The sequence below is a fragment of the Pseudoalteromonas sp. BMB genome, assembly GCF_001709235.1.
In the GTDB taxonomy this organism is placed as follows: domain Bacteria; phylum Pseudomonadota; class Gammaproteobacteria; order Enterobacterales; family Alteromonadaceae; genus Pseudoalteromonas; species Pseudoalteromonas maricaloris.
In genome coordinates this window covers 18299-37730 of record NZ_MBQA01000197.1, presented here as the reverse complement: position 1 = coordinate 37730, position 19432 = coordinate 18299, and the positions used below count along the sequence as shown (strand labels likewise).

The 19432-nt window shown below is 43.1% G+C and carries 20 protein-coding genes; 14 read left to right on the top strand and 6 right to left on the bottom strand.

The genetic code is table 11. The features are described from left to right. The first annotated feature begins 39 nt into the window (after nucleotides 1-39). The 3 genes from BB427_RS19895 to BB427_RS19885 are packed head-to-tail and all read left to right on the top strand — an operon-like array spanning nucleotide 40 to nucleotide 3105. On the top strand, nucleotides 40-2592 hold the full coding sequence (locus BB427_RS19895; RefSeq protein ID WP_069022774.1) for an intermembrane phospholipid transport protein YdbH family protein: 2553 nt from the start codon (nucleotides 40-42) through the stop codon (nucleotides 2590-2592). A 3-nt stretch (nucleotides 2593-2595) separates the two neighbouring features. Next, a complete protein-coding gene (locus BB427_RS19890) occupies nucleotides 2596-2775 on the top strand; it encodes a YnbE family lipoprotein (protein WP_010374602.1) in 180 nt (59 codons plus the stop codon). A gap of 9 nt (nucleotides 2776-2784) precedes the next feature. After that, a complete protein-coding gene (locus BB427_RS19885) occupies nucleotides 2785-3105 on the top strand; it encodes a YdbL family protein (RefSeq protein ID WP_017216535.1) in 321 nt (106 codons plus the stop codon). Nucleotides 3106-3172: 67 nt separating this feature from the next. Here the strand turns inward: BB427_RS19885 and BB427_RS19880 are convergent, their stop codons facing one another. Together BB427_RS19880 and waaA are read right to left on the bottom strand one after the other, a co-directional pair. Continuing rightward, complete coding sequence (locus tag BB427_RS19880; RefSeq protein ID WP_045988234.1) at nucleotides 3173-3715, bottom strand: DUF1415 domain-containing protein; 543 nt, start codon at nucleotides 3713-3715, stop codon at nucleotides 3173-3175. A gap of 3 nt (nucleotides 3716-3718) precedes the next feature. Further along, nucleotides 3719-4987 (bottom strand): lipid IV(A) 3-deoxy-D-manno-octulosonic acid transferase, encoded by a 1269-nt coding sequence (gene waaA / locus BB427_RS19875; RefSeq protein WP_069022772.1) that lies wholly within the window; start codon nucleotides 4985-4987, stop codon nucleotides 3719-3721. Nucleotides 4988-5132: 145 nt separating this feature from the next. Here waaA and BB427_RS19870 point away from each other — a divergent pair, with 145 nt between their 5' ends. Genes BB427_RS19870 through hldE form a run of 3 tightly spaced genes read left to right on the top strand, consistent with a single transcriptional unit; the run spans nucleotide 5133 to nucleotide 8660 of the window. Then, nucleotides 5133-6578 (top strand): capsule assembly Wzi family protein, encoded by a 1446-nt coding sequence (locus BB427_RS19870; RefSeq protein ID WP_069022770.1) that lies wholly within the window; start codon nucleotides 5133-5135, stop codon nucleotides 6576-6578. A 40-nt stretch (nucleotides 6579-6618) separates the two neighbouring features. Next, nucleotides 6619-7215: an SIS domain-containing protein gene (locus BB427_RS19865; protein ID WP_039491395.1), complete on the top strand. Its 597-nt coding sequence runs from the start codon at nucleotides 6619-6621 to the stop codon at nucleotides 7213-7215. Further along, the gene (gene hldE, locus BB427_RS19860) at nucleotides 7212-8660 is read left to right on the top strand and encodes a bifunctional D-glycero-beta-D-manno-heptose-7-phosphate kinase/D-glycero-beta-D-manno-heptose 1-phosphate adenylyltransferase HldE (protein WP_069022769.1); all 1449 of its coding nucleotides are present in this window, start codon (nucleotides 7212-7214) and stop codon (nucleotides 8658-8660) included. Before BB427_RS19865 ends, hldE begins: the two co-directional genes overlap by 4 nt. Here hldE and BB427_RS19855 read toward each other — a convergent pair. Continuing rightward, entirely contained in the window at nucleotides 8657-9370 is a 714-nt protein-coding gene (locus BB427_RS19855) for a 3-deoxy-D-manno-octulosonic acid kinase (protein ID WP_069022768.1), read from the bottom strand. The genes hldE and BB427_RS19855 overlap by 4 nt on opposite strands. Nucleotides 9371-9477: 107 nt before the next feature. On the opposite strand from BB427_RS19855, the gene BB427_RS19850 reads away from it, so the two are divergent. The 6 genes from BB427_RS19850 to glpG all read left to right on the top strand — a co-directional run bounded on the left by BB427_RS19850 (nucleotide 9478) and on the right by glpG (nucleotide 14818). Next, the gene (locus tag BB427_RS19850) at nucleotides 9478-10545 is read left to right on the top strand and encodes a glycosyltransferase family 9 protein (RefSeq protein ID WP_069022767.1); all 1068 of its coding nucleotides are present in this window, start codon (nucleotides 9478-9480) and stop codon (nucleotides 10543-10545) included. Then, on the top strand, nucleotides 10538-11092 hold the full coding sequence (gene gmhB / locus BB427_RS19845) for a D-glycero-beta-D-manno-heptose 1,7-bisphosphate 7-phosphatase (RefSeq protein WP_039491386.1): 555 nt from the start codon (nucleotides 10538-10540) through the stop codon (nucleotides 11090-11092). Before BB427_RS19850 ends, gmhB begins: the two co-directional genes overlap by 8 nt. 214 nt (nucleotides 11093-11306) lie before the next feature. Next, nucleotides 11307-12503: a glycine C-acetyltransferase gene (locus BB427_RS19840; protein WP_010374617.1), complete on the top strand. Its 1197-nt coding sequence runs from the start codon at nucleotides 11307-11309 to the stop codon at nucleotides 12501-12503. 43 nt (nucleotides 12504-12546) lie between these two features. Beyond that, entirely contained in the window at nucleotides 12547-13572 is a 1026-nt protein-coding gene (gene tdh / locus BB427_RS19835) for an L-threonine 3-dehydrogenase (protein ID WP_010607622.1), read from the top strand. A gap of 104 nt (nucleotides 13573-13676) precedes the next feature. Continuing rightward, nucleotides 13677-13994 carry a thiosulfate sulfurtransferase GlpE gene (glpE, locus tag BB427_RS19830; protein WP_010374619.1) on the top strand — a complete coding sequence of 106 codons (318 nt, stop codon included), beginning with the start codon at nucleotides 13677-13679 and terminating at the stop codon, nucleotides 13992-13994. Further along, on the top strand, nucleotides 13991-14818 hold the full coding sequence (gene glpG / locus BB427_RS19825) for a rhomboid family intramembrane serine protease GlpG (protein WP_069022765.1): 828 nt from the start codon (nucleotides 13991-13993) through the stop codon (nucleotides 14816-14818). The genes glpE and glpG overlap by 4 nt, the downstream gene beginning before the upstream one ends. 53 nt (nucleotides 14819-14871) lie before the next feature. On the opposite strand, the gene BB427_RS19820 is transcribed toward glpG, so the two are convergent. Continuing rightward, a complete protein-coding gene (locus BB427_RS19820; RefSeq protein WP_039491379.1) occupies nucleotides 14872-15267 on the bottom strand; it encodes a flagellar basal body-associated protein FliL in 396 nt (131 codons plus the stop codon). 151 nt (nucleotides 15268-15418) lie between these two features. Between BB427_RS19820 and BB427_RS19815 the strand changes: the two genes are divergently transcribed. Both BB427_RS19815 and ubiA read left to right on the top strand, forming a co-directional pair. Then, on the top strand, nucleotides 15419-15952 hold the full coding sequence (locus BB427_RS19815; RefSeq protein WP_069022763.1) for a chorismate--pyruvate lyase family protein: 534 nt from the start codon (nucleotides 15419-15421) through the stop codon (nucleotides 15950-15952). Beyond that, nucleotides 15945-16808, top strand: a complete 864-nt coding sequence (gene ubiA / locus BB427_RS19810) for a 4-hydroxybenzoate octaprenyltransferase (RefSeq protein ID WP_069022761.1) — start codon at nucleotides 15945-15947, stop codon at nucleotides 16806-16808. Before BB427_RS19815 ends, ubiA begins: the two co-directional genes overlap by 8 nt. Before the next feature lie 56 nt (nucleotides 16809-16864). Here the strand turns inward: ubiA and BB427_RS19805 are convergent, their stop codons facing one another. Next, a complete protein-coding gene (locus BB427_RS19805; RefSeq protein ID WP_045988224.1) occupies nucleotides 16865-17767 on the bottom strand; it encodes a LysR family transcriptional regulator in 903 nt (300 codons plus the stop codon). Between the two features lie 108 nt (nucleotides 17768-17875). Further along, nucleotides 17876-19399: a DUF3369 domain-containing protein gene (locus tag BB427_RS19800; protein WP_039491371.1), complete on the bottom strand. Its 1524-nt coding sequence runs from the start codon at nucleotides 19397-19399 to the stop codon at nucleotides 17876-17878. Between the last annotated feature and the right edge of the window lie 33 nt (nucleotides 19400-19432).

Genomic DNA, 19432 nt, shown 5'->3' with positions numbered 1-19432 from the left:
CACTGAAAGGGAAATACCAATCATATTTTAGGGATACGAATGAAAAAGTGGCTTTGGAGCTTAGCGTTGATACTCAGTGTTTTAGTGGGTGTTTACCTTGCCAGAGTTCCTTTGTCGCTCTGGGCCATTAAACATTTTATACCCATTAATGAACTTCAGGTCAGTTGTCTTGACTGGCGCTTGTCGGGCTTCAATCGTATCCATATTACAAAAGCATGTGTGCAGACAGATGCGTTTAATGCCCAGCTTTATGATGCGCAACTAAGCATGCGCCAAGTCAATATTGAAAAAGCGGACATGCAACTTCTTCCGCCCAAAAAGTCAGATGCAACTCGGCCACAGCGCCTCGCATTACCACTCGACATCACCAGACCCAAAATGCATGTTGCCAAGCTCTCTATATCTGGCGAGCCATTACCAAAGCCATTAGTTGTGTCGATTTCGGAGTCCGAGCTGAATCAATTTGTAGTTTCAGGTGACATCGCTGCAGAAGTTACGTTGCAGCCAGAGCGTATTGCTGCAAATATTGATCTTAGTGGCGAGTATCTCAGCGCTTTGTTACCTCCTCAGATCCAAGCCCTTTCAGGAACTAGCCAACTTGAATTCGATGGTCTAGCTATGGACACAGAGCTAGAACTTGAAACTTTAGTGGCGCTTGAACAGGCTGAGTGTAAAGGCACCGTTGCGTATATAGGCGCTGTGTCAGGGCGGTATGATTTAGCCACGCAGCAGGGGAAGATAGCACTTGCCGAGCCGATTTCAGCGAAATCAACGCTTGATTGTCTTACTTCTGAATATAGCAAACTGTTACCGACCACTTGGCAGCTTCGTATACCGAGTGAAATTATTATTTCTGCGGATTCAATTGCGACAGATTTACTTGAAGTGACAGGTAAAGATAAACCGTTACAGCTTGAAGTTAACGAGTTGGCAGTCGACTTAACTGAGCCTTTCGTCAATGGTGATATTCGCCTTGAATTTTCCGATGAAAAGTGGGGCGCGCATACACTGGCTGGAGCGCTTAGTGCGCGGCCAAATTTTGTTAATATGAGCGGGGAAATCACAAGTGACCTTCAAAAGCTTACACTGCAAGATGCTATTGCTGAGAATCTCGAGCTCAATAGCCGTTTCAAAATATCGGGTGATCCAACCGAGCTAATTACAGTTGAGGCTCAGCCGAGTATATTCTCAACCCAGTTGTTGACATCAGATTTGGTGATTGATAATCCATCTTTGACGCTTGATTTACATGCGCAGCTAGATGTGCCAAAACTCAAAAGTGGACATCTACTACACAGAGTCTTACCTGAAGGAATGAGTTTTGCGATAACGCTTGATTCAAAACAGCAAAACCTGAGTGTTGAGAATGTAACAGCAAAACAGAGTGCGTTGAGCGGGCGAGTTGTGCTCAAGCCTACACATGATTTTGATATCAATCTCAACTTAACCAGTGCACAGATACAACAGCAGAATTATAAACTGAATGAGTTTGCGCAGACACTGCACTGGCAAGGCTCAGTCGCGACCGGAGAAATCTTTTCAACCCTGTCGGGCAATACTAAGGTAGCAGAAGTTAACTTAGCTGATCTCAGTTTGAAAAACGTGAGCATTGACAGCAAAGGGCAGCAGAGCCGCGGATTGATGGCGTCACATGTGATTAATATTGATGGTGTAAAGGCGTTGCTTGAGCATCAATATTCAAGCTTAAAACATCCAGCACAAATACACGTGCCCACGCAGCAGCTCACTCAACTTCAGCCATATATTGACGCGCTTTTACCGAACTTAAAAATTACCCATGGTAACTTCTATGCAGTACTCGAAGGGGATTTATCCACGCGCATATTTACCTTAGACGGGAGCGTTCAAAACGGCTCTGCGTTATTTAATGAACGGCTTATTCAAAATGCAACGATTGATGTCTTTGGTCTATTAAGTTCAGCTAATATTCAACTCAAGCCAACCACACTGAGTGTTGAAGAGTTGAGAGCTGGTGTTATCGTTCAAGCAATAACAGGCCAACTACTCAGCGAAGCAGGCGTGGCTAAACTGAAAGATATTAACGCACAGGTTTTTGCCGGTAACGTGGGGGTTGATGAAGTTAGTTTGGTCCCAACGCCGCAGGTCGTTCAGGTATCGCTAGATAAACTGAGTTTGGATCTTATTGCCGCCTCAGGGCATGATGCGGGCGTCGAGCTGAAAGGGCTAATCTCAGGGACATTACCTGTGCAACTCTCTTCATCGGGTGTGCGAATTGACTCTGGTAAAATACACAGTGTTGGTGAAGGGCTATTAAAGGTTGAAAACAATGCATCAATTAATGCGCTAAAAGAGCAGCAACCTAGCTTACAAACGGTGATCGGTGTACTTGACGAGTTGACCATTGAGCAATTGAGTAGTGGCGTAAATTTAAGTGAAGACGGCTGGTTGGACTTAGATGTTAAAATTACAGGAATTAACAAACTCCAACAACAACCAGTAAACTTTAACTATACACACTCAGAAAATGTGTTTACCTTATTACGAGCCCTACGCTTAAGCGACGAGATTACGCGCGAAGTGGAAAATGCGTTAAATAAAGAGGAGCGTTAGTGAATGAAATGGATGCTAGTGATATCAGCTTTATTGGTATTGAGCGCTTGTACTCATAAGGTGCAAGTAGAAACCAAAGAGCCTATTACGATCAACTTAAATGTAAAAGTAGATCATGAGATCCGCGTGAAGGTGGATAAAGAACTCGACAATTTATTCAGCGAAGACAGCGAGCTATTCTAAGGAGGATTTATGAAGCTAAAAGCAATCTCTACCCTAATTATTGGGCTCAGTATGAGTTTCGCCGCATTCGCAATTTCCATTGACGATGCTAAATCACAGGGTTTAGTTGGCGAAACTACATCGGGCTATCTTGGCGTAGTTAAAAATGGCCAAGGTGTGCAGCAGCTAGTTGATGAAGTGAATGAAAAGCGCAAAGAAAAATACCAGCAATTAGCGAAAAAGAACGGTATTACACTTGAGCAAGTGGAAGCTTTAGCTGCTAAAAAAGCGTATAACAAAACGCATTCAGGCCATTATATTCAAGTCAATGGCAGCTGGGTGAAAAAGTAATACTACCAAAATCTTACTAAAAAAGGCTGGCTAAACCAGCCTTTTGACTATTTATCCGAAGCTTAGGTTATTTAGCTTTGTGGCATTGCTGAAGCAAATGCTGCCAAAACGCTTTCCCTTTACGTCTTGCGAGGCGGATATTATTTTCTGGGATCTGTTCAGGATCGTCATACTCAGCTAACGCTTGAGCCATACTTTCTTCGCGGATCAAGTGGAGTGTTGGGTAGGGCGCGCGATTAGTGTAGTTTGCTGCGTCATGCTCATCACTATCAGCGAAAACATAATCTGGGTGAAAAGTAGCAATTTGATAAGTGCCTTCAAACCCTTGCGCTACTAATAAAGCGTTTGCTAGGTCGACGAGATCCAAAAAGTCGTCAAAATTGCTAAAACCTTTATCAAATATAACTAGTGTTGTTTCTCGCTCTGGCTCATGGTTTAACTCTGAGCACTGCTCTAACATATCCATCACGGCATCGTCGTGGCTTATCGCTTGAGACACGAAATAATGAATGCTGTTACTTTCAACTTCCTGTCGAGCAAACGGGCAAAAGTTGTATTTCACAATGACTTGGCTAACCCAGTTTTGCATTGTAGAGATGACTGTATTCATGAATTATTCCAAGCTCTTATTGATTAGTTTCATGGTTTTAGCAATAGCCCCGGTATTTTCAACTAGTACCGATTGAGCGTTAGCACCGATTTGCGTTCGCAGCGATTTATCTTCAAATAGCGTAATAATTTGAGCGGCAAGCTTGTCCTCATCATCGACTACGATGGCACCTTGTTGCACGATAAGTTGAGGGTATATATGCGCAAAATTATAGGTATGTGGGCCGGTTAATATTGGCACACCATGAGCCGCCGCTTCTAGTGGGTTATGACCGCCGCGCTCAATCAAGCTACCACCAATATAGGCGATATCGGCACCGCCAAATAGCCACTTTAATTCCCCTAAAGTATCCGCTAACAAGATCGAAGCTTCTGCGTTTATACCGTTACTACTCTTTCTGGTAAAAGCGATCTCTTGTTCACTGAGGTAGTCAGCAACCGCTTGAAACTGCTCGGGATGGCGAGGCGCGATAATGAGTAACGCATTACTTACCTGCTTTAATACTCGCTGATGTGCAGCAATGACTTGCTCATGCTCCTTAGGATGCGTAGATCCTGCAAGCCAAATTAACCGCTCGGGGTAATTTGCTTGAAACTGTCTTGCCTTTGCAATTTCTTCTTCGGTGATTGAGATATCAAACTTGATTGAGCCGGTAATGTGAAGCTTAGATTGAACAAGCCCGAGCTTGATGAAACGCTCGCCGTCTTCTTCATTATGGGCTGCAAGCAGATCTATGTTGCTCATTAAGCCTTTGGTTAACCAAGCATGCTTTTTATAACCTTGGTATGACTTTTCAGAGAGTCTGGCATTGACTACCAAGGTTTTACATTGGTTTTGTTTGGCGTAATAAAAAAGATTAGGCCACAGCTCAGTTTCCATCACAATAAGGAGTTTGGGCTTCAAGGTCATGAAAAACTTTCTGACCGCAAAAGCAAAATCTATAGGTAAATAACAGACATGTACTTGTACATCACTGTGAAAAGCTTTTGTTATCTCTTCTCTACCTGTCGGGGTGTTACAAGTGACAATGATTGGAGCTGCAGCTTGTTCTTTAAGTACTGATTTTATGAGAGGTGTGGCTGCAAGCACTTCCCCAACAGAGGCGCAATGGATCACAACAGCATGTTGCGGCAGCTTGTTTGGGTTAAAGCCTAAGCGCTCTGTAAAATGAGTTCGATAGCCAGGGTTTTTCCTACCTCGAATAAAATACAGATAACTCAATAAAATAGGTGCTAATACTAGCAACAGTAAGGAATATAGTCGGCGCGCCATAGGAGTCGCTTAAGCTCAAAAATCAGTATTTTACCTTGTTCCAAGGCGAAATTGAATGAACAACACAATTTTACACAGTTCAACAGATGCCTATGGGCTTTTGGTTTGGTAGTATTTAGCGCATTAAAAGTAATGGAATAACAAAATGAATTTAGCTCGAGTACTCGCTTGCTGTAGCTTATTAGCTTCGAATCTCGCTTTTGCGAGCCCCACAGCTTATTTATCTATTGGACAAGATCCGCTGTTGGAATATCAAATCGATAAAATGTTTGCGTTGACCGTTGGTACGCCTATGGCAAAGCCTTACCGTATCAGTGAAATCAAGATGCATTTGATGAAGCTTAGGCATATTGACGCCACATTACAGCAGAGTATTAGTCAGGGGATTGCACCTTATCTGCAGGACGATGCGTTGACACAAAGATCGATAACACTGCGTGTTGATAGCGGTGAAGAAAAGCAAATAGCCAACGACAGAGGTAATTACAGCGGTGAATATGCTGAATTGGGGCTCGGTGGTGTTTGGCGTGGAAGCGAATCAAGCATTTTACAAATCGGTGCTGAGTATCGAGTAGATGCAAACAAACTTGTTCCATACAATACTTTTTATGGCATGTCCTACGGTAACTTGCAGCTTAATTTAGGATATAAAGAACATTGGTTTTCACCATTTAAGCATTCGGCTCAAGTATATTCTAATAACGCTAGACCCTCATTATCAGCTTCTTTGGGTTTAGTTGTGCCTATTCGAAATTGGTGGAACTTCGATTTTGAGCTGTTTTATTCTGAACTTGAGAAAGTCCATGACGGGATTCGTTTTCAAGGCACGCTTCATGATGGAACACCTAAAATAGCGGGTAGTCACTTTAGTATAGAGCCATTAGCTGGATGGAAAATCGGTCTAAACAGAGTCATGCAATTCGGAGGCGGGCCTAGAAAAGTAGATTTTAAGGACTTTGTTAAGGCATATTTTGACCCTGTTGGAAACGATAATAAGATAGGTGATCTCACTCAAGATGATGAACTGGGCGATCAATGGGCAACTATCACGACCAGCTTTACCACAAATTACGGCACTCAAGCACAATGGTATTTAGAATACGGTGGTGAGGATAGCAATAACCATAAAAACTATTTGTTTGGTAATACGGTTGTCAATGTTGGCGTTTTTCTCCCTCAATTGACTTCAACGACTTCATTACGCTATGAGTTTACTGATATGGAAAGCTTATGGTACGTAAACGAAATTTACGATACTTATGGCAATACGATCGACGGATTTGGCGTTGGGCATTTTGCTGCAAACCATCGCCAGTTCGATGATGGTGCACCGACGCAAATTCACGTTTTAGAAGGTACTTACCAATCAGATTATCGTTCATTATGGCGAGCTAAGCTTTCAGTTATCGATAATGAAAGTAACTATTTGAATGAACTTGGTGAGCTTGGCGCTGAGTACGAACGTGGCTACGAGTTTGAGCTGGCGCATATTGGTGAAGCTTATAGCAAGCAAATCGAAACGAAATTAACCTTGGGTAAAGATGTCTTCGGTGAGAATTACACTTGGTTATCAGTCCATGTATACTGGTAGGTATCACGCGGGACAAGCATAGAATAGTTTAGGAACAAATATGTCATTGAATGAACAAGTAGCACAAAGCTACTTCGCAAGCTTACAGCGCCATGTTGATGTTTTTGAAACAATGGCAAACTATCACCAAGAATGTGTTGAGCTACTTGAAGCATGCCAAAGCACGTTAGCAGCCGGTGGTAAGGTCATTTGGTTTGGTAATGGTGGTAGCGCGGCAGATGCGCAGCACCTCGCTGCAGAATTTGTGGTGCGTTACAAATTAGAGCGCGGTCCTTTAGCTTCGATTGCATTAACTACCGACACCTCAATTTTGACCGCGCACAGCAATGACTATCACTTTGACTCAGTATTTGAACGTCAGGTTCAGGCACTTTGTAAACCAGAAGATATGGTGATTGGTTTAACCACATCAGGTACGAGCCCTAATATCAATTTGGCACTTCAAGCCGCAAATGAAATTGGCGCGTTTACCGTGGCATTGACAGGTAGAACTGGTGGCAAAGTGAAGGACATTGCTAAATTACCGATTATTATCGCAAACGATGAGACAGCGCGTATTCAAGAAGCGCATATGTTTATTGGTCACTGGCTATGCGAAGCGGTCGATATGCTCGTTGCGGCGGAGCAAAAAGCATGAAGTTAGCGGCGCTTCAACAGCTAAATAAAGCCAAGGTATTGGTGGTTGGCGATGTGATGTTGGATAGATACTGGCATGGAGATACTGGGCGCATTTCTCCTGAGGCTCCAGTGCCTGTGGTGAAAGTCAGCGCATTAGAAGACAAAGCTGGTGGTGCGGCGAACGTTGCCAAAAACATCGCTCACCTAGATGGTAAAGTGGGTTTGCTTGGACTTATCGGCGAAGATGACAATGGCAAAACGCTTGAGGCTATTCTTACCAAAGAAAATATTGAATCTAGCCTAGTTAACGTCGTTGAGCTGCCGACTATCGCAAAAATGCGTGTGATCAGCCGTCATCAGCAAGTGGTTAGACTCGATTTAGAAGAGCCCTTTCAGTTATCTCACAGTCAACTCTTGCTTGAGCGTCTAAAGCAAGAAGTTGATAAGTATGACTTTGTGTTGTTTAGCGACTACAACAAAGGGGCTTTGTGCGCCATTTCAGACATGATTGCGGTGGCAAAAGCTGCTGGTAAAACGGTACTTATTGACCCTAAAAATAGTGACTTGAGCCTCTATCAAGGTGCTGATTTTATCACGCCTAATTTAAACGAATTTAAACTCGCAGGTGGAGATACAAGTAGCGAAGAGGCACTCACCTCTAGTGCGCGTGAACTGCTGAAAACATCGGGGATCGGCGCTATGTTGCTGACGCGCTCCGAGCAAGGCATGTCTTTAATAACCAATACTGAAAAGTTTGATTTCCCGGCTCAAGTACAGGAAGTAAGTGATGTTACGGGAGCTGGTGATACCGTGATCGCCACACTGACGACGATGTTAGGCGCTGGAATGTCTGCTAAAGACGCGGTGGAAGTAGCAAATATTGCCGCAGGTATTGCCGTGAGTAAATTAGGCGCTGCAACGGTGTCACCGGAAGAGTTGAGTCGCAAACTGGGTCAATATCTTAGAGAAACGGGCGAGCACTACCAAACGCCATTTGAAGAAGTGCTTAAGCATATTACTTTTGCCAAGCAAAACGGCGAAACCATTGTGTTTACCAACGGCTGCTTTGATATTCTCCATGCAGGCCATGTGCGTTATTTAGCGCAAGCTAAAGCGATGGGCGACAGACTCGTTGTTGGGTTAAATAATGATGAATCGATCTCGCGTCTCAAAGGGCCTGAACGTCCAATCAATCCACTGAAAGAGCGGGCTATGGTGTTATCTGCACTCGCTTCTGTAGATTGGGTTATTCCGTTTGGCAGTGTTGAAGAAAATGACACACCAGCTAAGCTGATAGAAATGGTCAGCCCTGACATTTTGGTCAAAGGTGGTGACTATAAAGTGGAAGAGATTGCAGGTGCAGAGCATGTGCTTAATCAAGGTGGAAAAGTCGAGGTGTTAGCATTTTTGGATGGCTGCTCGACTTCCAATGTGATTAAAAAGGCACAGCTACAAAAAAGTTAACGTGCGCTGTGATAGGCTTGCATCAATACTTGCCATTGATTTTCATCAAAATAAAAGGTCGGCCATTTGCCGGCCTCTTTTTTAAATGAACGTTGCAAACGCTCCATGTTTGCGTGCTGCCAACTTGAGTTTGGCTGCATGATTTTTCCCTTATCAAAATCAATTAGAAATACTTTGCCGTTGGCATCAAATAAAATATTGTTGATGTTCAAATCATCGTGATAGGCACCGGCTTGATGAAACTGAGCAATGGTGTGGCCGATACTTTCCAGTTCATTTGTACTAAGCGTTCTTGCTTGCAAAATTTCGCAAACACTGGTGGCATCAGACACCGCTTCGGTCAAAATATCTGCACGATAAATACCAAAATGAAGTGATATTCTAGCGCCAAGTGGCGTTGGGACTGGTAAACCTTGTAGTTGTAGTTGCTCTAGCAAGGCAAACTCTTGATATACGCGAGTATTTTCTAATTTGGTAAAAATATATTGATCACTCAACAGCTTGCCGATTAAGCCGCCACGATAATAGTGCTTAAGTACCGCAACGCTTTGATTAAACCGTACGAACCACGCTGTTGCTCGGCCTTCTTTCGAGCCGACAATCGCATTATTTTTCTGCCAATATTCAGGGTCAAACATTTCTTCTGAAACATCATAATCTAGGGCTGAAGGCGTTAGTAAATAGCTATGCGGCTGTTTGGTGATTTGCACAATATAGGATTCTTAAGAGTCAATTGTGACATTCTAACTATTTTTCATCCTCAGTGAAACTTGCAAACTTGTTTGATTAATTTAAGATCAAGCGCTTGTTACTTTCCATGAGAACTATTGTTTTGAGCAAATCCTTGACCTCTATTTGTATTTTGCGACTTTCTGCGATTGGCGACGTATGCCATGCCGTGAGTGCTGTACAGGCGATCCAACGTGCACATCCGCAAGCGAAAATAACGTGGGTGATAGGTAAAGTGGAAGCCATGTTGCTGGCTGACTTACCCGGTGTTGAGCTCGTCGTATTTGACAAAAAACAGGGTAAAGCCGCGCTCAAGGCGTTAAAGGCAAAGTTCAAAGGGCAAAAGTTTGACGTATTACTACATATGCAGGTTGCGTTAAGAGCCAACCTTGTTGCGCGAGTTATTCCTACAAAGCAAAAAATAGGCTTTGATAAAGGGCGCTCAAAAGAGTTACACAGTTTGTTTATTAACAAGCGGATCGCACCTCAACAGTCGCCACATGTGCTCGAAGGTTTCCAAAACTTTGCCCGTGCAATTGGTGCTGAGTGCGGTGAGCCAACATGGCAGATGCCAGTGACAGCAGCTCATCAAGCTGCGGCAAAATCGCTATTACCTGAAGGCAAGGTTTTTGTGATATCGCCTGCGGCAAGTAAAGCCGAGCGCAATTGGCTTCCTGAGCGTTATGCTAGGGTTGCAGATCATGCTGCTGCATTGGGGTTTCAGGTGGTGATAACGGGCGGCCCAACGGAGCTTGAGCAAAACTTAGCAGCCGAAATTCAACAACACAGCCAAGCTGAGTTATTAAACTTAGTGGGAAAAACTGACTTGAAAACCCTACTTTGTGTGTTGGAGCAAGCCGAATTGGTGCTAGCACCTGATACCGGGCCTGCTCATATGGCTGTGACAGTTGGAACGCCGGTGATCGGTTTGTATGCTCACTCCAACCCAACTCGCACAGGGCCATACATGTATCAAGACTATGTGGTTGAGGTTTATCATCAAAACCTCATTGCGCAAAAGGGCAAAACTGCTGAGCAATTACCGTGGGGAACACGGGTAAAGGGTAGCGAACTCATGTCTCAAATTTCCGTTGATGCAGTAATTACGATGTTTGATCGGGTAATAAAAGAGCAGGGGATCGTAACCTATGCATAAGGCTGTATTTTTAGATAGAGACGGCGTTGTTAATAAAGATCACGCCTATGTTCATAAAATTGCGGATTTTGAGTTTATCGATGGGGTATTCAGTGCCTGCCAAGCATTTAGCAAAGCCGGTTATAAAATTGTGGTCGTGACGAATCAGTCGGGCATTGGCCGAGGTTACTACGATGAAGCACAATTTCACGCGTTAAGCGAGTGGATGTGCGCGCAGTTTATGGCGCATGGTGTTGACATCGCTGGTGTTTATTTTTGTCCTCACCACCCAGAAAAGGCACAAGGCCCATATAAAGTAGAGTGTGACTGTCGTAAACCAGAACCCGGGATGCTGCTGCAAGCGATAGCCGAGCATGACTTGGATCCTGCGCAAAGTATTATGATTGGTGATAAAGTCTCAGACATCAAGGCTGCCCGCGCTGCTGGCGTAAAAACAGCCATTTTAGTTGAGTCTGGGCAGAGTTTTAGTCAAGAGCAACAACAGCTCGCGGACAAAGTATGTGCTTCGTTGGCGGAGGTACCAGCCGCACTATGTTTGTCTGAGTAAAATAAAGTTTGCTGCCAGTTGTCGCAAATCGTGCATTTATTGTGTGAACCTTTTAAAATAAAGATATCTTTTAATGTACCAGGTATGATTGAATTGGTACGTTCCAATTAACTTGAGCTAATTAGCACAAGCGTAAACTTCTGATAGTGAGAATGACAACCGCCTATGGCGATACGTAGCTTACTATCACCGTGCAAAAAATGGAGACTCCCAGATGAGAGCATCGGCCTTCTACAGCCAGCTTCAGCAACAAATTGAAGAAGTAAAAGCTGAAGGATTATATAAAAAAGAGCGTATTATCACTTCTCAGCAGCAAGCTGAAATTGCAGTATCGACTGGCGAAAGTGTAATTAACTTCTGTGCTAATAACTATCTAGGTTTGGCGAATCACCCAGAGCTCATTAAAGCGGCGCAAGGCGGCCTTGATGATCATGGTTTTGGTGTTGCATCGGTGCGTTTTATCTGCGGTACGCAAGATATTCACAAAACGCTTGAAGCAAAGATCAGTGAATTTCTAGAAACAGAAGATACTATCCTTTACTCTTCATGCTTTGACGCCAATGCTGGTTTATTCGAAACTATCTTAGGCCCTGAAGATGCAATTATCTCGGACTCATTAAATCACGCTTCTATCATTGATGGTGTGCGTTTATGTAAAGCTAAGCGTTTCCGCTACGCTAACAACGATATGGCTGATCTTGAGCAGCAGTTAATAGCTGCTGATGAAGCTGGTGTGAAAACCAAGCTTATCGCCACCGATGGCGTATTCTCAATGGATGGCGTTATTTGTAACTTAAAAGCGGTTTGTGACTTAGCGGATAAGTACGACGCTTTAGTGATGGTTGATGATTCACACGCGGTGGGTTTTGTCGGTGAAAATGGCCGCGGAACACCGGAATACTGTGGTGTATTAGATCGAGTGGATATTATTACAGGAACGCTTGGTAAAGCACTTGGCGGTGCATCGGGCGGTTACACCTCTGGTAAGAAAGAAATCGTAGAGTGGTTACGTCAGCGTTCACGCCCTTATTTATTCTCAAACTCGCTAGCGCCTTCAATTGTTACTGCTTCAATCAAAGTACTAGACATGATGAAAGAAGGCGATGCCCTACGTGCTAAACTATGGGATAACGCAGCTTACTTCCGTACTAAGATGGAAGCTGTTGGCTTTACTTGTGCGGGTAAAGATCACGCGATTATTCCGGTTATGTTAGGCGATGCCAAAGTGGCCTCAGAAATGGCTGACAGACTGCTAGCTGAAGGGATCTATGTGATCGGTTTCTCTTATCCTGTCGTGCCAAAAGGTCAAGCTAGGATCAGAACACAAATTTCAGCTGCGCATACGACTGAGCAGCTAGACAAAGCAATCGAAGCCTTTACCCGTATTGGTAAAGACCTAGGCGTCATTTAATTTTGCCACCGGCTTAAGCCGGTGCAGCTAACGAGCGAATACTATGAAAGCATTATCCAAGTTGAAAGCTGAAGAAGGAATTTGGATGGCGGATGTGCCAAAACCGGAAGTAGGGCACAACGATCTATTGATCAAAATCCGTAAAACAGCAATTTGTGGTACCGACGTACACATCTACAAATGGGATGAGTGGGCACAAAACACGATCCCAACTCCAATGGTTGTGGGACACGAATACGTAGGTGAAGTGGTCGATATGGGCCAAGAGGTACGTGGTTTTAGCATTGGCGACCGAGTCTCTGGTGAAGGTCATATCACATGTGGTCATTGTCGTAATTGTCGTGCTGGTCGCGTTCACCTATGTCGTAACACCATTGGGGTAGGCGTTAACCGCGAAGGTTCATTTGCAGAATACCTAGTTATTCCTGCTTATAATGCGTTTAAGATCCCTGACAACATTTCTGACGAACTCGCTTCTATCTTCGACCCATTCGGTAATGCAGTGCACACCGCACTGTCGTTTGACTTAGTTGGTGAAGACGTCCTCATTACTGGTGCGGGCCCAATTGGTATTATGGCTGCGGCAGTGGCGAAACACGTCGGGGCGCGTCATGTGGTTATCACAGATGTAAACGAATATCGCCTTGAACTTGCCACTAAAATGGGTGCTACGCGAGCAGTAAATGTTGCCAACGAAAGCCTCGAAACGGTTATGAAAGATCTTGGTATGACAGAAGGGTTCGATGTTGGGCTTGAAATGTCAGGTGTTCCTTCTGCATTTAAAGGCATGTTAAACAGCATGAACCATGGTGGTAAGATTGCAATGCTGGGCATTCCTCCTTCTGACATGGCGGTGGATTGGAACCAAGTGATCTTCAAGGGTCTAGTGATCAAGGGTATTTACGGCCGTGAAATGTTTGAAACTTGGTACAAAATGGCAAGTTTGATCCAGTCAGGCTTAAACCTTGACCCAATCATTACACATCAGTTCCATGTTGATGACTTCCAGACTGGCTTTGATACGATGATTTCAGGGCAATCAGGTAAAGTTATTCTGAATTGGGATTAATGCTCAACTTTGCTTAGTGCATGAATGAGTAGTTATAATAGAAAGACGGCTAGGTCGGTAAGGCTTAAGCCGTCTTTTATTTTTTAGTTTTGAATGGGTAACACATGTCTTTTAAACATATTTCAGTAGCAGACACACAAGCGCTTTTAGGCAATGATGATGTAGTGGTAGCAGACATCCGCGATGAAAATACTTTTGCACAAGGGCATATTCCAGGCGCCGAACATTTATCTAACGCTAATCTTGCACATTTCATGCAAGAGAAAGAGTTTGACCAACCCATTGTTGTGGTGTGTTATCACGGGATCTCCTCACAAGGCGCAGCTAACTACCTAGTTGAGCAAGGCTTTGAAGATGTTTACAGTATGGATGGCGGTTTTACGCAGTGGGCAAGTGAATTGCCAAACGAGATTGAAAAGTGAAGTTAATAGCCCATTATCACAATGCACGACTAGCTCAAGGTGCGGTCGATTATTTTAAGACGCAAGAGGTTTATTGTGTTTTGCAAAGTCACGATGGGCAACAAGTTGAAGTTTGGCTAGAGCGTGGTGATGAAGCGCTTGCTATGCGTCTTTGGCAAACGTTTTTGGAGCAACCTGAAGCAGAGTTATATCAAGCGGCTTCTTGGCAAACAGGAAGTACACAAGGGTTATTTAGCTACCAAGGCCAAAACTTAAACTTAGTAAAGCGCTTTTTGGGATTGAACTGGTTATTACAGGGCGTTTTTGGTGTCAGTATTATTATTTTTGTTGCCATGTTGTTTGGTGACGCTAATGGCATCTTTTCTGCGCTACGTTTCTCCCTAGATAAACCTTGGACTTGGATAGCGCCTACACTCATACATTTTAGCGCCATACATTTGATTTTTAATTTAAGCTGGTGGTTGCACCTTGGCGCGCAAATTTCAGAGAAACTAGGTCTCTGGGCATTAGTTTGCATCTACTTTGTAACCGGCTTAACCAGTAATTTTATGCAGTTCCTATTCGTTGACGCTAATTTTGGTGGACTAAGTGGTGTGGTCTACGGACTACTAGGCTTTTGCTGGGTAATTGGTCATCGAAACCCTGCAGGAGCGGCTTTGGTCTCTAAGCCTGTTATTGGTTTTATGCTGCTTTGGATGCTGTTTGGATTTACGGATATGTTTTTCATCAACATGGCTAACTGGGCGCATTTGTTCGGATTGCTATCAGGTATGTTGGTTGCGGTATTTTGGCCTATCAACAGGCAACGCAAAGAGAATAGCTAGTTACTTCGAACTCGGGATCTAGCGCTTCCGAGTTCTTGTATGAGTTGGTTCGCTTAGTGATATAAATATTTGGTAAAAAGCACATCTCGAACAATTTCCTGCCCCGTTTCTTCTTTTAGCAGTGTCTTTAGCTTTTCAGCACAGCGTTTTCTGATTTCTTCTCTGCCAGTTAATGACTTAATGGTTTCTTCATTTTCTTTACTCAGGATCTGTACGATTGCATCTCTTAGTAAAGGGGTATGGTGTTCAACCACGGCAATATTTGCAACGTCATTTAACATTAGGTCAACGGTAACACGGACATAACCGAGTTTTTTGTTGGACTGGCCTATGTAGTTTGTGATGATATCTGGCTCAAATCCGTAATACCCAATAGTTGAGTCCGCTTTTACAGGGGAAGCCGTGGTTAATGCAATGCATAATGTGAGTACAACAGCCAACAGTCTCATGTTTAATTAGGTATCCTAATACAAATTACTTTTTACTTAGTTTATACATAATTGCGTTGATTTTACAGGTAGCTTCAATACAAACATAAACTTTTTAGAAAGCCTCTGCTCTGCTATTATGACCGCGGATTTTTAAAACGGAAATAGAACGTTGCCTTTGCAATTACCCTTAGAGCTCCCTTGGCTGAAGAACACACAGTTGGTGGATGTTGAGCCAGCACTTTCTCCTTATTTACTAGAGACCCAATCTCTAACCGCAAAATTGAAAGAAACTTGTGATAAATTTTCTGTGACTGTGCTTGCTAATGAGTTCAGGAGCGCTCCAGATGCGTTACGTACAGAGCTTTCTGAACAGGTTTGGTGCCGAGAAGTAACGTTAAATTGTAACGGTAAAGCAGCTGTATTTGGACAAAGTTGGCTCAATGAGGACGCATGTACTGTAGGCATGGATGCAATCGGTGAGACACCTTTGGGTGAGTTACTGTTTACTGATTCAAATTGGCAGCGCGGAGCCCTTGAGTTTCTTCGCTTATCTACTGCCGACTATCCGGCGCTGATTGAACTAATTACACCCACTACTGGCGTCGCCCCAGAGCGTTTATTTGCTAGAAGAAGCTGGTTTAAAAACGGCAAAGCAAAGATTTTAGTTTGTGAAGTCTTTATATCGGAAAGCTTTTATGATTGACCACCAGAAATGGCAGGCTTACAGCCAACTTATGCGATTAGACAAGCCAATCGGGACTTTACTATTATTGTGGCCAACGCTTTGGTCACTGTGGTTTGCAGCTGAAGGTGTTCCAAGTATTTGGCTTATTGTAATCTTTGCTCTGGGTGTATTAGTAATGCGCAGTGCGGGTTGTGTTATCAATGATTTTGCTGATCGCAAGGTTGATGGGGCTGTAAAGCGTACGGCGACAAGACCGCTTGCAAGGGGCGCTGTAACGAGTAAAGAAGCGCTAGGACTATTTGCCTTTTTGGTTGTAATCGCTTTTATTCTGGTGCTTTTTTTAAATTGGCAAACCATTGTATTATCGCTTGGCGCGCTTGCGTTAGCCTCTGTTTATCCTTTCATGAAACGTTATACAAACTTACCTCAACTCGTACTTGGGGCTGCCTTTAGCTGGGCAATACCGATGGCTTTTATGGCAGTAAATCAAAATGTGCCAGTGCTTGCTTGGGTATTGTTTGTTGCGAATTTAATATGGACGGTCGCTTATGACACTATGTACGCCATGGTAGATAGGGATGATGATTTGAAGATAGGGGTCAAGTCTACTGCGATTTTATTCGGCAAATGGGATCTTCATATTATTGCGTTGCTCAACATCACATTCATTACGATGATGGCGGCAGTTGGTGTAACGTTTGACTTGAATCTCGCTTTTTGGTGCGGCTTACTAGCAGCTTCTGTGCTGCTTATTAGGCAACAATATGCCATACGCTACAGAGATAGAGACAGATGTTTTTGGGCTTTTTTAAACAATAACTATGTGGGCTTGGCGATTTTTGTCGGGGTCGTACTGGGCTTTTTACCGCTCTAAAGCGAGTAATTAAAAACGGGCAAGTAATACAGATTATTTGCCCGTCTGTTTAGCAACTAATAAGTTACTGTATGCTTGCTAGATGAAGATGCTGCATCCTCAATTAGCTCAAGCAGGTGATTTATATGCGCATTTGAGCCAACTTGGTGATTGGTTTGTACAATCAATTGTTCTCTATCCAAAGCCTTATTGGTTTTTAAGAAAACTAAGTTAGGATCTTGTGCGATAGTTTTTGAATGTTCGATACTCGCAATTGCAAAGCTATTGCTATTCTTCAAACCATCAATTACTTGTTCAATATTACCAATTTTAACGCTCGTTGATTTGTTTAACGAATCAACGGCTTCATTAAGCATACTTTGTACTTGCTTCGACTGTGAGAAGCAGCCATACATAGGGTATTGTGTTAATTCGGCTTTTCTGATGCTGTCTTGATTTGCTAGAGGATGATTTCTCGAAACAAATAAAACTAACTGATCAGGCAGGTGAATATCACTCACTATGCTATTTGCACTTTGTAAATACACGCTGATATCAATCTCACCAAGTTGTAGCTTACGAGTAAGCTCCAACTCATCTTGCAACTGCATTTCGATCTTCACATTAGGGTACTGAGCTAAAAACTGACCGCAAGAAACTGGCACGATGCTACTAGCTTGAGTCGTATAACCAATAATTAACTTTTGGTTATCACGACCAAACAAGCTTTGCTTAATGGTTTTCTTGGTTAGATCGAGTTCTGATAAGGTTGTTTTGCAATACTTTAAGAACAGCTCACCTTGTTCAGTCAGTTTTACTGAACGTGTTGAGCGTTTAACGAGTTCACAACCTATTTCATCTTCAAGGGTTTGGATGCTTCGAGTAAGCGCTGAAGTACTGATCTGGGTTTGTTCTGCGGCTTGTCTAAAATGTCTTAGATTACCTAATGCTACGAACTGCTCGAGTTGTTCAAATCTCATGTGAAATTCCTTTTAATTTCAACTAAAACACATTTATTACGTCTTTTCCCAATAATAATACACCAAACGGGAAAAAGAAAGTGAAGTTTTTACATTCTGATTACAAAGTTAGTCAGGATACCTGTCACGTATCTCAATAAATTGTTCCAGATTTTTTAGAAAAAGGTCAACCAATTTGGGTTCAAATTGTTTACCACTTTGAGTATTTAGCAAATCTATTACTTTATCTAGTGGCCAAGCAGGCTTATAACACCGTTCACTTCCTAGTGCATCAAAGACATCTGCCAGAGCGGTGATCCTGCCGACAATGTTAATTTGCTCTCCCTTTAAACCTCTAGGATAGCCTGAACCATCCCACTTTTCGTGATGTTGATGCGCGATTAATGCGCCACACTGCAAAATCTCATTTGTTGAATTTTTTAAGATTTCAAACCCTTGCTGCGCATGCGTCTGCATAATTATCCATTCTTCATCAGTGAGTTTTCCGGGTTTATTTAAGATTTGATCTGGAATACTGATTTTGCCAATGTCATGGAGCGGAGAGGCGAGTTTGATGATTTCTGCTTGGTAGTGAGAGAGTCCGTAAAGCTGAGCTAAAAGCATACTATAATGTGCCACGCGTTTTACGTGCGAGCCTGTTTCTTTCGAGCGTTTTTCGACGGCTTCACCTAAAATATAAGAAAGCTCTTTTTGAGAATCTTTGACGGTTTCACGCAACTTCAAGTTGTCGTAGGCTAGTGCAATATTGTTTGCAAAAAATTCAAGTAGCTGGAAGTCCATGCTATGAAGTTCGCTGTCCTTACTCACATAAATCATCGTTTCACTCCCTTCTCTAGAAGGGAAATAGCCAATATATTCATTACGGGTTTTGAGCGATGCTTTTTTATTATGTGTTTCTATAAACAGATTTTGTACATTCTCGGGCAAGGTAACATTACTAGGTTCTACGCCAGCACCTGAGGCTGCAAGTAGTTTAAATTTTGTCGGTTCGTTGGCTTGGTGATTTACCGCAGCTGCGCAATATATTTCCGAATCAGATAATCCCATTACAGCGGATACATGAGATAATATGGTTGATGCGAAATCCTGAATATTGCTACACTTCAAAAAGTTTGAGGATGCATCAATAATGCGTTCAAGTCCCATTTTGTGCTTTTCGATGGTTTGAATATCCCGGTGAGCCCGTAAAGCAGAATAGAGTAGTGTTTTTAGCTTGACGGCAGTGAGCTCGGTTTTGTTCTTATAGTCATTAATATCGTAATCGCGAATGACCGATTCTTCCGGGGCTTCTCCTGGCTGCCCAGTGCGCAGGACAAGGCGAATATCAAAGTTTGCTAAGTCATCGCGGATATATCGCACTAAATCAAGCCCTGCATGATTACTTTCCATTACGACATCAATGAGGCCTACAGAGATATTCTGCTCCGTGTCCAAGATGGCTTTTGCTTCTTGTGCAGAGTAGGCGTGATGAAATCTCAGTGCTTTATTCTCAAATTTAAAGCCAGACAACACCAGTTTAGTCACTTGGTGAATGTCTTCTTCATCATCTACAACCAGAATATCCCAGTAGGTTTCGGCCATTTTATTTGTAGGGCTTTCTAGCACTTCATCTGAGAACAAAAATCCGCTCACAGATTGCTCCTCTTTTTATGCTGACTCAACGTT

Bases quoted from the DNA above. Each gene is read 5' to 3' on its own strand.
- BB427_RS19895 (WP_069022774.1), top strand. From the start codon at position 40: ATGAAAAAGTGGCTTTGGAGCTTAGCGTTGATACTCAGTGTTTTAGTG.
- BB427_RS19890 (WP_010374602.1), top strand. From the start codon at position 2,596: ATGAAATGGATGCTAGTGATATCAGCTTTATTGGTATTGAGCGCTTGT.
- BB427_RS19885 (WP_017216535.1), top strand. From the start codon at position 2,785: ATGAAGCTAAAAGCAATCTCTACCCTAATTATTGGGCTCAGTATGAGT.
- BB427_RS19880 (WP_045988234.1), bottom strand. From the start codon at position 3,715: ATGAATACAGTCATCTCTACAATGCAAAACTGGGTTAGCCAAGTCATT.
- waaA (WP_069022772.1), bottom strand. From the start codon at position 4,987: ATGGCGCGCCGACTATATTCCTTACTGTTGCTAGTATTAGCACCTATT.
- BB427_RS19870 (WP_069022770.1), top strand. From the start codon at position 5,133: ATGAATTTAGCTCGAGTACTCGCTTGCTGTAGCTTATTAGCTTCGAAT.
- BB427_RS19865 (WP_039491395.1), top strand. From the start codon at position 6,619: ATGTCATTGAATGAACAAGTAGCACAAAGCTACTTCGCAAGCTTACAG.
- hldE (WP_069022769.1), top strand. From the start codon at position 7,212: ATGAAGTTAGCGGCGCTTCAACAGCTAAATAAAGCCAAGGTATTGGTG.
- BB427_RS19850 (WP_069022767.1), top strand. From the start codon at position 9,478: ATGAGAACTATTGTTTTGAGCAAATCCTTGACCTCTATTTGTATTTTG.
- gmhB (WP_039491386.1), top strand. From the start codon at position 10,538: ATGCATAAGGCTGTATTTTTAGATAGAGACGGCGTTGTTAATAAAGAT.
- BB427_RS19840 (WP_010374617.1), top strand. From the start codon at position 11,307: ATGAGAGCATCGGCCTTCTACAGCCAGCTTCAGCAACAAATTGAAGAA.
- tdh (WP_010607622.1), top strand. From the start codon at position 12,547: ATGAAAGCATTATCCAAGTTGAAAGCTGAAGAAGGAATTTGGATGGCG.
- glpE (WP_010374619.1), top strand. From the start codon at position 13,677: ATGTCTTTTAAACATATTTCAGTAGCAGACACACAAGCGCTTTTAGGC.
- BB427_RS19820 (WP_039491379.1), bottom strand. From the start codon at position 15,267: ATGAGACTGTTGGCTGTTGTACTCACATTATGCATTGCATTAACCACG.
- ubiA (WP_069022761.1), top strand. From the start codon at position 15,945: ATGATTGACCACCAGAAATGGCAGGCTTACAGCCAACTTATGCGATTA.
- BB427_RS19805 (WP_045988224.1), bottom strand. From the start codon at position 17,767: ATGAGATTTGAACAACTCGAGCAGTTCGTAGCATTAGGTAATCTAAGA.